Annotated in this window: 9 protein-coding genes; 6 read left to right on the top strand and 3 right to left on the bottom strand. The window is 70.4% G+C overall.

Annotation, left to right across the window (positions count from 1 at the left end):
- Nucleotides 1–7: 7 nt before the first annotated feature.
- Nucleotides 8–493: a tripartite tricarboxylate transporter TctB family protein gene (locus AC3WPZ_RS11260; RefSeq protein ID WP_492439598.1), complete on the top strand. Its 486-nt coding sequence runs from the start codon at nucleotides 8–10 to the stop codon at nucleotides 491–493.
- 34 nt (nucleotides 494–527) lie between these two features.
- A complete protein-coding gene (locus AC3WPZ_RS11255) occupies nucleotides 528–2039 on the top strand; it encodes a tripartite tricarboxylate transporter permease (protein ID WP_291119850.1) in 1512 nt (503 codons plus the stop codon).
- Nucleotides 2040–2160: 121 nt separating this feature from the next.
- Here the strand turns inward: AC3WPZ_RS11255 and AC3WPZ_RS11250 are convergent, their stop codons facing one another.
- The gene (locus AC3WPZ_RS11250; RefSeq protein ID WP_492439596.1) at nucleotides 2161–4476 is read right to left on the bottom strand and encodes a hybrid sensor histidine kinase/response regulator; all 2316 of its coding nucleotides are present in this window, start codon (nucleotides 4474–4476) and stop codon (nucleotides 2161–2163) included.
- 215 nt (nucleotides 4477–4691) lie between these two features.
- Here AC3WPZ_RS11250 and AC3WPZ_RS11245 point away from each other — a divergent pair, with 215 nt between their 5' ends.
- Nucleotides 4692–5375: a histidine phosphatase family protein gene (locus AC3WPZ_RS11245; RefSeq protein WP_444688111.1), complete on the top strand. Its 684-nt coding sequence runs from the start codon at nucleotides 4692–4694 to the stop codon at nucleotides 5373–5375.
- A gap of 89 nt (nucleotides 5376–5464) precedes the next feature.
- Here the strand turns inward: AC3WPZ_RS11245 and AC3WPZ_RS11240 are convergent, their stop codons facing one another.
- Complete coding sequence (locus tag AC3WPZ_RS11240) at nucleotides 5465–6307, bottom strand: creatininase family protein (RefSeq protein WP_382322975.1); 843 nt, start codon at nucleotides 6305–6307, stop codon at nucleotides 5465–5467.
- 45 nt (nucleotides 6308–6352) lie between these two features.
- Between AC3WPZ_RS11240 and AC3WPZ_RS11235 the strand changes: the two genes are divergently transcribed.
- On the top strand, nucleotides 6353–7132 hold the full coding sequence (locus AC3WPZ_RS11235) for an alanyl-tRNA editing protein (protein ID WP_492439594.1): 780 nt from the start codon (nucleotides 6353–6355) through the stop codon (nucleotides 7130–7132).
- A 62-nt stretch (nucleotides 7133–7194) separates the two neighbouring features.
- On the opposite strand, the gene AC3WPZ_RS11230 is transcribed toward AC3WPZ_RS11235, so the two are convergent.
- Nucleotides 7195–8415, bottom strand: a complete 1221-nt coding sequence (locus AC3WPZ_RS11230) for a class I SAM-dependent methyltransferase (protein WP_382322973.1) — start codon at nucleotides 8413–8415, stop codon at nucleotides 7195–7197.
- A 224-nt stretch (nucleotides 8416–8639) separates the two neighbouring features.
- Between AC3WPZ_RS11230 and AC3WPZ_RS11225 the strand changes: the two genes are divergently transcribed.
- Complete coding sequence (locus AC3WPZ_RS11225; protein WP_492439591.1) at nucleotides 8640–10859, top strand: protein-disulfide reductase DsbD family protein; 2220 nt, start codon at nucleotides 8640–8642, stop codon at nucleotides 10857–10859.
- A gap of 47 nt (nucleotides 10860–10906) precedes the next feature.
- The gene (locus AC3WPZ_RS11220) at nucleotides 10907–11533 is read left to right on the top strand and encodes a thioredoxin family protein (protein WP_492439589.1); all 627 of its coding nucleotides are present in this window, start codon (nucleotides 10907–10909) and stop codon (nucleotides 11531–11533) included.
- The last annotated feature ends 56 nt before the right edge of the window (nucleotides 11534–11589 follow it).

Genomic DNA, 11589 nt, shown 5'->3' with positions numbered 1-11589 from the left:
AGACATCGTGAGAATCAAGAGTCAGAGAGACTTTGCCTCGGGCGTGCTGTTCAGCGCGTTCGGTGTGGCCTTCGCCTGGGGTGCCACCACCTACAACGTGGGCACCGGTGCCCGCATGGGCCCAGGCTATTTCCCGCTGGTGGTGGGCGTGCTCATCGCCATCATGGGCGTGCTGATCACGCTCAAGGCCCTGACGGTGAAGACCGAGGATGGCGAGCCGATCGGCCGCATCGCCTGGCGCCCCCTGATCTTCATCATCGGCGCCAACCTGATCTTCGGCGTGCTGCTGGTGGGTGTGCACAGCTGGGGCCTGCCGGCCATGGGCCTGATCGTCGCGATCTACGCCCTCACTTTCGTCGCCAGCCTGGCGGGCGACCAGTTCAAGGCCAAGGAGGTGTTCGTGCTCGCCACCGTCCTGTCGATCGGCAGCTACATCGCCTTCGAGCTCGCGCTCAAGCTGAACTTCCCGATCTGGCCGGCCTTCATCGGCTGATGCGCGTGACCACGACCCCCACCAGACAAGAACCATGGATCTGATCACCAACCTCTCGATCGGTTTCGGCGTCGCCTTCACGGCGCAGAACCTCATCTACGCCTTCGTCGGCTGCCTGCTGGGTACGCTGATCGGTGTGCTGCCCGGCATCGGCCCGGTCGCCACCATCGCCATGCTGCTGCCCGCCACCTACGGCCTGCCGCCGGAAGCGGCGCTGATCATGCTCGCCGGCATCTACTACGGCGCGCAGTACGGCGGCTCCACCACCGCCATTCTGGTCAACCTGCCGGGCGAAGCGTCCTCGGTGGTGACCGTGATCGACGGCTACCAGATGGCGCGCAAGGGACGGGCCGGGCCCGCGCTGGCGGCTGCCGGTCTGGGTTCGTTCTTCGCGGGCTGCGCCGGCACCCTGATCCTCGCGGCCTTCGCGCCGCCGCTGACCGAAGTGGCGCTGAAGTTCGGCCCGGCCGAGTACTTCTCGCTGATGGTGCTGGGCCTGATCGGCGCCGTGGTGCTGGCCTCGGGCTCGCTGCTCAAGGCGGTGGCCATGATCCTGCTCGGCCTGGCCTTCGGCCTGGTGGGCACCGACGTGAACTCCGGCGTGGCGCGCTACAGCTTCGACATCCCCGAACTCACCGACGGCATCAGCTTCATCGCCATCGCGATGGGCGTGTTCGGCTACGGCGAGATCATCGCCAACCTGGCCACGCCGTCGGACCAGCGCGAGGTCTTCACGGCCAAGGTCAAGGGCCTGATGCCGACCAAGGAAGACTTCCAGCGCATGACGCCCGCCGTGCTGCGCGGCACGGCCCTGGGCTCGGTGCTGGGCATCCTGCCCGGCGGCGGCGCGCTGATGTCGGCCTTCGCCTCGTACACGATCGAGAAGAAGATCAAGCTCAAGAAGGGCGAAGTGCCGTTCGGCCAGGGCAACATCCGCGGCGTGGCCGGCCCCGAGTCGGCCAACAACGCCGGCGCGCAGACCTCCTTCATCCCGCTGCTCACGCTGGGCATTCCGCCCAACGCCGTGATGGCGCTGATGGTGGGTGCGATGACCATCCACAACATCCAGCCGGGCCCGCAGGTCATGACCAGCAACCCCGAGCTGTTCTGGGGCCTGATCGCCTCGATGTGGATCGGCAACCTGATGCTGATCGTGCTCAACCTGCCCCTGATCGGCATGTGGATCAAGCTGCTGACCATCCCCTACAAGTGGCTGTTCCCGGCGATCGTGCTGTTCTGTGCCGTGGGTGTGTACTCGGAGAACAACAACACCTTCGAGATCTGGATGGTCGCCATCTTCGGCGTGATCGGCTACCTGTTCCACAAGCTCAAGTGCGAGCCGGCGCCGCTGCTGCTGGGCCTGATCCTGGGGCCGATGATGGAAGAGTACCTGCGGCGCGCGCTGCTGATCTCGCGCGGCGACTGGAGCGTGCTGGTCACGCGCCCGATGTCGGCCAGCCTGCTGGCCATCGCCGTGGTGCTGCTGGTGGTGGTGCTGCTGCCCTCGGTCAAGGCCAAGCGCGAGGAAGCGTTCGTGGAAGATTGAGGGGCTCCCCCTGCGCCGCCCTTGGCGGCTTCCCCCTCTCTGGCGCGCCTTCGGCGCTGGGAGGGGGACGGCATTTCGGGCCGGCGAAGCCGGACCCTTGATGCCTTTGGATGCGGTGGCGTCAGTCCGGCTTGACCAGGCGGGCCACCACCTCGCAGAAGGCCTCGACCGCGTCGGTCTTGAACACCACCTCGCGCACGCCGGCCGTCTTGGCCTCGGCCTGCAGTTCGTCGGTGATGTAGCCGGAGGCGACGGCCACCGGCAGCTTGGGGTTGATCGCCAGCACGGCGCGCGCCACGTCCAGCCCCGACATGCCCGGCATGTTGTAGTCGGTCAGCAGCAGCTGGAAGGCCTCGGGTTGCTCGCGCACCGCGTTCACCGCCAGTTGCTGGTCGGTGAAGGACGTCACGCGGTAGCCCCGGCGCTCCAGCAGGCGGCGCACCAGGAAGACCAGCGTGTCGTCGTCGTCGAGGTACAGGATGTGGGGCTGGTCCGCTGGCGGGGCGTCGGCCATGAGGGGGGTCTCCAAAAGGGCGGTCTCGGCGCCCTCGGGTGGGCGAGGGGCCATTGTGACGGGATCGGCCCCCGCATGTCCAACCACGGGATCAAGGGCCAGCTCGGGCGGACCGTCGGGCGCCGCGGGGAAGTAGAGCGTGAAGGTGGTGCCCTTGCCGGGCCGGCTCTCGACATCGATGGCACCCCCGTGCACCTGCACGATGCCCAGCACCACCGGCAGGCCCAGGCCGGTGCCGCGCCCCACCACCTTGGTGGTGAAGAAGGGCTCGAAGATGCGGCTGCGCACCGCCTCGGTCATGCCGCAGCCGTTGTCGCTCACCCGCAGGCGCACCGCATCCACCCCGGCTTCGGCGCAGGCCTGGGCCACCTCGGCGGGCAGCCGGGGGTCGTGGCCCTTGAGGCCATCGAGCTGGCACTCGACCCGCCCCGGGCGGCCTTCGAGCGCGTGCACGGCGTTGGTGCCCAGGTTGATCAGCACTTGGCCGAGCTGGGTGGCGTCGGCCAGCAGGGGCGGCGTGTCGGGGTGGCAGTCGTGCAGCAGTTGCACGTGCGGCGGCATGGCTGCCCGCATGAGGTTGCAGGTCTCGGCCAGGATGGCGCCCACGTCCACGCGGGTGCGTTCGGCCGGCTGCTGGCGGCTGAAGGCCAGGATCTGCCGCACCAGCTCGCGGCCGCGGCGCGCGGCCGTGCTGATCTCGTGCAGGCTTTCGCGCGCCGGCGCATCGTGCGTGAGGTCCTGCCGCGCCAGGTCGGCGTTGCCCAGGATCGCGGCCAGGATGTTGTTGAAGTCGTGCGCCACGCCGCCCGCCAGCGTGCCCAGGGCCTCCATCTTCTGCGACTGCGAAAGCTGCGCCTGCAGGGTCTTCTGCTCGGCCTGCGCGGTCTTGAGCGAGGTGATGTCGATGAAGGTCAGCACCACGTGGCGCAGACCGCCCTGGGCGTTGTTCTCGGGGTAGGCATTGAACAGGGCCCAGTGCACCTCGTCGCCGTTGCCCACCGGCACGCCCACCACCACGCTCTTGACCGGCTGGCCGGTGGCCAGCACGCGCTCGAACGGCATGTCGTGGCGGCGCATGGGCTGGCCGTCCTCACGCAGCATCTGCCAGCCCGGCCCGGTCGGTTCGGGCAAGGCCGTGTTGGCGCCACCCGGGCTCCAGCCGAAGAAGCGGCGCGCCGCGCTGTTGATGCTCGAGAGCGTGTGGTTGGGCCGGAACACCATCACCCCGGCACTGAGGTTCTCGATCAGCGCGCGCGAGTCCGCCTCGCGGATCAGCAGGCCCTGGCGCGCGCGATCGCCTTCGAGCCGCAGCCGGTAGGTCACCAGGGCCCCATAGAGCACCACGCGCAGCAGGCCCGCGAGCAGGAAGAAGAACACCGTGACCGGCCCCACCTGCGACAGCGGCAGGCCCGCCACCGGCCCGGCCAGGGCGAACAGCAGCATGGCGACGAACTCCACCGCGGTCAGCAGCTTGAGGGCCTGCATCTCGGGCACGCGCCGCTGCGGGTCGGCGCTCACCATGTCCCGGTACGCCATGCCCATGACGATGAGCACCGCCAGCGCGAACACGGCCTGGCGCGCCTGCGGCAGGTCCCACACGAAGATGAACACGGTCTGCAGCGCGGCCGCCACCAGGCCGGCCGCGGCCACCCGCGCCACCGGCTGCAGGAACTGCAGGTGGCTGCGAAGGCCCATCCAGGCCAGCAGGGGCGCGATGCACAGGGCCGCGTTGCCGACGCCGTAGGCGAGGAAGTCGGGCACGCTGCCACGCAACCACAGGCCCAGCGACCCCAGGATGGACACCGTGGCCGACAGCGACCACCAGCCCGGCCCCCCGATGGTCGGGTAGCGGCGCAGCAAGCCAAAAAATGCCAGGGCCGTGAGCCCATCGATGCCGACCCGCATCGCGAGCAGGGTGGGCATGTCAAACAGCATGGCAACGGGAAAAGACGCACATGCCGACGATTGAAGCACAGGGCCTGTGCCGCCTAGCAATGGAAAAAGACCGCAAAGCCGCGCGAGTTCGGGCGACCGACATCCGTCACGGTTGCGGGGGCAGACACCTGCGCGACTGCCGGGCGGCGGCCCAGTCGCTGCCGGGACAAAGTCGGGCCGCCACGCGGCCACAGAATGCCGCCATGGGAACCCTCTACCTTGTGCGCCACGGCCAGGCCTCGTTTGGCTCGGACGACTACGACCGGCTCAGCGACATGGGCCAGCGCCAGAGCGTGCAGCTGGGCCGCTACTGGGCCGAGCGCGGGATGGTGTTCGACGCCGTGATCACCGGCACCCTGCGCCGGCACCAGCAGACCTGGGCCGGCATCGCCGAAGGCGCGGGGCTCTCACACGAACCCCTGGCCTGGGCCGGCCTGAATGAGTACGACAGCGAGGCGGTGATCCGCGCCATCCACCCGCACCCCTTGCAGAAGCCGCGCAGCGCCGCCGAGGCCCCCGAGCTCTACCGCCACCACTTCCGCCTGTTGCGCGACGGCCTCGCGCAGTGGATGGCTGGCACCGTGAGCCCGCAAGGCATGCCCAGCTACACCGAGTTCGTGCGCGGCGTGACGGGCGCGCTCGACCATGTGCGCGCGAACCACCACGGCCAGAACGTGCTGCTGGTGTCCAGCGGCGGGCCGATCTCCACCGCCGTAGGGCATGTGCTCGGGCTGAGCCCCGAGGCCACCATCGAACTGAACCTGCGCATCCGCAACAGCGCGGTGACCGAGTTCCAGTTCAACCCCAAGCGCCACACGCTGCTGAGCTACAACACACTGCCACACTTGGACCGGGCAGAGTTCAGGGACTGGATGACCTACGCCTGAGGCGAAGCCCCCACGCTCCGCCGCTGCGCCGGTCGCTGCCCCCCAAGGGGGCTGATCCGGCTTGGGGCGGCCCGGCGCCGGATCGGTCGCTACCGGGCCGGCGGGAAGGCGACGCGATCGGTGAGCGTGTCCGGCGGCAGCCGGTCGATCTCGCTCAAGAGCTGGGCCAGCGCGCGGCCGGCGGCCTCGAGCACGGCCTGCCCCTTGTCGGCGCTGGCGGCGGCGGCGTTGCCCACGGCACCCTGTGGGTTGTAGTCCTGCATCTGCCAGGCCAGCTTCGCGCTCTTGCCGTTGCCCAGGATGGGGAAACGCTGGGCACGGCCCTGCGAGGCCGACCGGAAGTGCTCGGCCTCGCGCAGGTGCACCCGCTCGGGTGACAGCGCAAGCATGAGCGAGGTCTCGATCTCGCCCGCGTGAATGCCGAAGCGGTGCTCCTCGGCGCTGAACAGCGCGTTCAGGTCGTGCCCCTTGGCGTCGGTCAGCGGCAGGTGGAACCAGTTCACGCTGTAGACCAGCATGCCCAGCCGCGCGCGCAGGTCGCGCGCCACGAGGTCGAGCGCGCCCACCTGGCCGCCGTGCGCGTTGAATAGCACAAGCTTCTTCACGCCGCTGGCCGCCACGCACTCGGCCAGCTCGGTCCACACCCGCATCAGGGTCTCGATCCTGAGCGTGAGCGTGCCCGCGAAACCGGTGTGCTCGGGGCTGTAGCCCACGGCCTGTGTGGGCAGCACCAGCACCGGCAGCTCGCTGGCGATGTGCGGCAAGGCCGCGCGCAGCACGCCGTTGACGATGTCGGTGTCGACCGACAGCGGCAGGTGCGGCCCGTGCTGTTCGGTGGCGGCCACCGGCAGCACGGCGATGGCGCGCGCGCTGTCCAGCGCGGCGAAATCGGCGGTGGTGAGGTCGGACCAGAAGCGGGATGGGGCGGACATGCCCGCATCTTAAGTGCGTTAAGCGCGCCCCCGTAAGATGGCGCGATGACCCACGACCTTTTCCGCCAGGACGCCTACCTGCAGCAGTGCGACGCCACCGTGGCGCGCATCGACGACCACGGCATCGTGCTCGACCGCACGGTGTTCTACCCGCTCGGCGGCGGCCAGGCCGGCGACGCCGGCACGCTCACGCTGGCCGACGGCACGGCCATCGCGATCGCCGACACCCGCAAGGGCAAGGACGCCGAAGGCCGGGCCACCGCCGACATCGTGCACGTGCCGGCGCCGGGCCAGGAGGCGCTGCTGACCCGGCTCGCCACCGGCCTGCCGGTCACCGCGCGCATCGACTGGGACCGCCGCCACCGCCTGATGCGCTTTCACACCGCGACCCACCTGCTCTGCCACCTCGTGCCGGTGCCGGTGAACGGCTGCTCGATCACGCCCGACTACGCGCGCATGGACCTGCACCTGACCGACCCGCTCGACAAGGAAGTGCTCACGCAAGGCCTGGCACGGCTGGTGGCCGAGTCGCACCCGCTGACCGTGGGCGCGATCACCGACGCCGAACTCGACGCCAACCCCGCGCTGGTCAAGAGCATGAGCGTGGCGCCGCCGCGCGGCAGCGGCACGGTGCGCACCATCCGCATCGGCGAGGGCGATCTGCTGATCGACCTGCAGCCCTGCGGCGGCACGCACGTGGCCAACACGGCCGAGATCGGCCGCGTGGTGGTCACCAAGATCGAGAAGAAATCGGCCACCACCAGGAGGGTGGTGCTGGGGTTTCAGGAAACACCCCCCGCGTCGCCTTCGGCGCCTCCCCCCTGAAGGGGGACGACACCTGAGGCCCGGCAAAGCCGGTTCCTCGGTGCCTCTGGACGGGCTCGTTGCTAGCGGTAGATGAAGCGCCGCGACCAGGGCAGGCCTTGGGCGGGCTGGCCCGCCGCGCGGCAGATCACCTGGTAGATCGACACCTCGTCGTGTTCGAAGGCCCAGGCGCAGCCCGCGAGGTACACGCGCCAGATGCGCCATTTGCGCTCGTCCACCAGTGGCTTGATCTGCGCCGTGCGCGCCTCGAAGGCCTCGCTCCAGAGCTGCGTGGTGCGCATGTAGTGGCGGCGCAGGCTCTCGATGTCGAAGGCTTCGAGCCCGCCTTCCTGCATGGTGCGCAGCACGGTGCCGATGTGCGGCAGCTCGCCCTGCGGGAACACGTAGCGGTCGATGAAGGTGCCGCCGCCGTGCCGCGTCTCGCCATCCTGCGGGTCGGTGCTGGTGATGCCATGGTTCATGGCCCAGCCGCCGGGCTTGAGCAGCGAGCGGATGTGCCCGAAATACCCCGCCAGGTGGTTCAGCCCCACGTGCTCGAACATGCCCACGCTGGTGATGCGGTCGAACGGGCCGTCCTTCACGTCGCGGTAGTCCTGCAGGCGGATGTCGATGCGGTCTTCCAGGCCGGCGGCCTTCACGCGCTCGCGCGCCAGCTCGTGCTGGTTCTTCGAGAGCGTCACGCCCACGCAGTGCGCGCCGAACTTCTGCGCCGCGCGCAACACCAGCGCGCCCCAGCCACAGCCGATGTCGAGCAGGCGCTGGCCGGGCTGCAGCTGGATCTTGGTGAGGATGTGGTCGATCTTCTTGACCTGCGCCTCGTCCAGCGTTTCGTCGCCGTTCTCGAAGTAGCCGCAGGAATAGACCATGCGCTCGTCCAGCCACTGGGCGTAGAACGCGTTGGACACGTCGTAGTGGTACTGGATGGCCTCGCTGTCGCTCTCGCGCGTGTGGGCGAAGCGCCGGCGCAGGCGCCCGAGCAGGCCGCCATCGGGTTCGGCGGTCTCGGCCAGGCGGTGCGCCACGGCCAGGATGTCCGCCATCGAACCCTCCACGTCGATCAGGCCCTCCACATAGGCCTGGCCCAGGGTGTCCAGGCCGGGGTCGATGAGCAGCGGCAGCGCCGAGGCGTCGCGCACCCGGATCTCCACCTGCGGCGCATCGAACTCGCCCAGGGACAGCGAAGACGAGCCCCGCTCACCCCAACTCAGGCGAACCGGCAGGTTCACCCGCGACTTGACTCTTTGCGCCCATGGCAGCAAGGCGCGTTCAACGATCGATCCCATGCACAAAACCCTCCATGCTGGTCAACCACCCGTCCGCCCCCGGTTGTACCCAAACATGAAAGCCCTGTGAAGCCTGGGTGAAAAGCCCCCAGCGTGTCGCGGCGCACAGACAAACAGTGCTCGCTTATATTTGAGCGGCCTGCCCCAGGAACTTGGGCGCGCCCGGCCTCTCATACCCACGGGCGGCGCCACCGCCCCGCCCCGATCCCCCTGCCTGTTGCCCGATGCCCCTCAACGCCTTTTCCTCGGTCCGCCACGCCACGCGCCACCTGCTCGGCGCCCTGCTGCTGGCGCTCGCCCCCCTCTCGGTGCCCGCCCAGGGCCTGCTGTCGGGCGCGGCGCCCGCGCAGACCGTGGTGCAGAGCGACCAGGCGCGCGCCGAGCTGCTGGCCCACGCCCCCGAAGGCGCCGGGCCGGGCCAGCCGGTCTGGGTCGGGCTGCAGATCACCCACGCGCCCGACTGGCACACCTACTGGAAGAACTCGGGCGACTCCGGCCTGCCCACCGACCTGCAGTGGACGCTGCCGCCGGGCGTGACGGCCGGGGCCATCGCCTGGCCCACGCCGCGCAAGTTCCCGATCGGCAACCTCGCCAACTACGGCTACGACGGCACCGTGGTGCTGCCGGTGCCGCTGACCGTGGACCCCGGTTTCACCGGCAGCCACATCGACGTCAAGCTCCAGGCGACCTGGCTGGTCTGCCGCAAGGAATGCATCCCGGAAGAAGGGAGCTTCGCCCTGCGCCTGCCGGTGCGCGGCTCCACCGGCCTGCACGGCGCCGCCTTCGACGCCAGCTTCCAGACTGCGCCCAAGGACCAGCCGGCGCAGGACAGCCGCGCCGCCCCCGAGCCCGGCTTCCTGAACGTGGCACTCAACGGCCTGCCCGCCGCCTGGCGCGGCCAGGCGCTCGAATTTTTCCCCGAGGCCGCCGGCCTGATCGAGCCCGGCCAGCCCTGGACACAGGCCTGGGACGGCGAGCGCTGGACCGCGCGCGTGCCGCTCTCGCCGCACCGCAGCGACAGCCCGGACCGGCTCGCGCTGGTGGTGGCCCAGGCCTCGCCCGCGGGCCAGGGGCCGGGCAGCCCCGGCGTGCGCCTGGACGTGCCGGTGCAAGGCACCTGGCCGGCCGCCGCGCCCCTGCCCGCCGCGGTGCCCGAGGCGCTGCAGGCCGCACTGGACGCCAATGCGGCCCGCGCGACCGCCGCCACCCCCGCGGTCGGCGCCACCTCGCTCACCCTGGGCGCGGCCCTGCTGGGCGCGCTGCTCGGCGGGCTGATCCTCAACCTCATGCCCTGCGTGTTCCCGGTGCTGGCCATCAAGGTCCTGGCCTTCGCCCAGCACGCCGACAACCGCCGCGCCCACCGCGCCAACGGCATCGCCTACACCGCCGGCGTGGTGCTCTCCTTCGTCGCGCTCGGAGCGCTGCTGCTCGGGCTGCGCGCGGCCGGTGAACAACTCGGCTGGGGCTTCCAGCTGCAAAGCCCGGGCGTGGTGGCCGCGCTGGCCGTGCTGTTCACCCTGATCGGCCTGAACCTGGCCGGCCTGTTCGAGTTCGGCAGCGTGCTGCCCAGCCGCATCGCCAGCCTGCAGGCGCGCAACCCGACCACCGACGCCTTCCTCACCGGCGTGCTGGCCACCGCCATCGCCTCGCCCTGCACCGCGCCCTTCATGGGCGCCTCACTCGGCCTGGCCATCGCCCTGCCCGCCGCGCAGGCGCTGGCCGTGTTCGCCACGCTCGGCCTGGGCATGGCCCTGCCCTACCTGCTCGCCAGCTGGGTGCCGGCGGTGGCGCGCGCGCTGCCGCGCCCGGGTGCCTGGATGGCCACCTTCCGCCACCTCATGGCCTTCCCCATGTTCGCCACCGTGGTCTGGCTGCTGTGGGTGCTGGGCCAGCAAAGCGGCATCGACGGCGCGGCCGCGCTGCTCATGCTGCTGGTGGTGCTCGCGCTGCTGGTCTGGGCCCTGGGCCTGCGCGGGCGCGGCCGCACCGTGATCGCCGGGCTCTCGCTCGTCGGCCTGGCCTGGCTGGGCTGGACCATCGGCCCGAACGTGACGCGCCTGCAGGACCCCACCCCCGGCCAGGCCGTGGCCACGGCGGTCGAGGGCGTGAGCTGGCAACCGTGGAGCCCGCAGGCGCAGGCCGAGCTGGTCGCGCAGGGCCGCCCGGTGTTCGTGGACTTCACCGCCGCCTGGTGCGTGACCTGCCAGTACAACAAACGCACCACCCTGGCCGACGCCAGCGTGCTCGGCGACATGGCCGGCAAGAACGTGGCCCTGCTGCGCGCCGACTGGACGCGCCGCGACCCGGCCGTGACGGCCGCGCTCGCCAGCCTGGGCCGCAATGGCGTGCCGGTCTACGCGATCTACAAGAACGGCCAGACCCCGCAGGTGCTGACCGAAGTGCTCAGTGTCGAGGAGGTCCGCGCGGCGCTGGCCCGGCTGTAGACAGGCCAGCCCCGTTGTTCTTCAACCGTGTTTTCAGGAGTTCCACCATGCAACGCCGTCCCCTGCTCGCCCTGGCCGTCTTTTCGCCCCTGGGCACGATGCTGGTCACGCCCGCGTTCGCGGCCCCCGGTGTGGGCCAGCCCGCGCCCGACTTCAGCCTTCAGGACACCACCGGCAAGCCCGTCAAGCTCTCGGACTTCAAGGGCAGGACCGTGGTGCTGGAATGGAACAACCCGGGCTGCCCCTTCGTGCGCAAGCACTACCAGGGCAACATGCAGGCGCTGCAGAAGGAAGCCACCGCCCAGGGCGTGGTGTGGCTCGCGATCAACTCCACGCGCGACGACAGCGCCGACTACCAGTCGCCCCACCAGCTCGGCCGCTGGATGACCGAGAAACAGGCCAGCCCCACCGCCACGCTGATGGACGAGGACGGCAAGGTGGGTGAAGCCTATGCCGCGCGCGTCACGCCGCACATGTACATCGTCAATGCGCAGGGCCTGCTGGTGTACGCCGGCGGCATCGACAGCATCCCCTCGGCGCGGGTGGACGACATCCCGAAGGCCACCAACTACGTGCGCCAGGGCCTGGGCGAACTGCGCTCGGGCAAACCGGTGAGCGTGGCCACCAGCCGTGCCTACGGCTGCGGCATCAAGTACAAGAACGGCGCGGCGTAGCCGACCTGCGCCTGCGCCCTGGGTGGGGGCCGATAATCCCCCGATACCCCCCACCC

The sequence above is a fragment of the Hydrogenophaga sp. FW305-3-2-15-A-LB1 genome, assembly GCF_058787875.1.
Note: the sequence above shows the minus strand (reverse complement) of the source record. Positions and strands in the feature narration are given on the sequence as shown.

Bases quoted from the DNA above. Each gene is read 5' to 3' on its own strand.
- AC3WPZ_RS11245 (WP_444688111.1), top strand. From the start codon at position 4,692: ATGGGAACCCTCTACCTTGTGCGCCACGGCCAGGCCTCGTTTGGCTCG.
- AC3WPZ_RS11225 (WP_492439591.1), top strand. From the start codon at position 8,640: ATGCCCCTCAACGCCTTTTCCTCGGTCCGCCACGCCACGCGCCACCTG.
- AC3WPZ_RS11240 (WP_382322975.1), bottom strand. From the start codon at position 6,307: ATGTCCGCCCCATCCCGCTTCTGGTCCGACCTCACCACCGCCGATTTC.
- AC3WPZ_RS11235 (WP_492439594.1), top strand. From the start codon at position 6,353: ATGACCCACGACCTTTTCCGCCAGGACGCCTACCTGCAGCAGTGCGAC.
- AC3WPZ_RS11250 (WP_492439596.1), bottom strand. From the start codon at position 4,476: ATGCCCACCCTGCTCGCGATGCGGGTCGGCATCGATGGGCTCACGGCC.
- AC3WPZ_RS11230 (WP_382322973.1), bottom strand. From the start codon at position 8,415: ATGGGATCGATCGTTGAACGCGCCTTGCTGCCATGGGCGCAAAGAGTC.
- AC3WPZ_RS11255 (WP_291119850.1), top strand. From the start codon at position 528: ATGGATCTGATCACCAACCTCTCGATCGGTTTCGGCGTCGCCTTCACG.
- AC3WPZ_RS11220 (WP_492439589.1), top strand. From the start codon at position 10,907: ATGCAACGCCGTCCCCTGCTCGCCCTGGCCGTCTTTTCGCCCCTGGGC.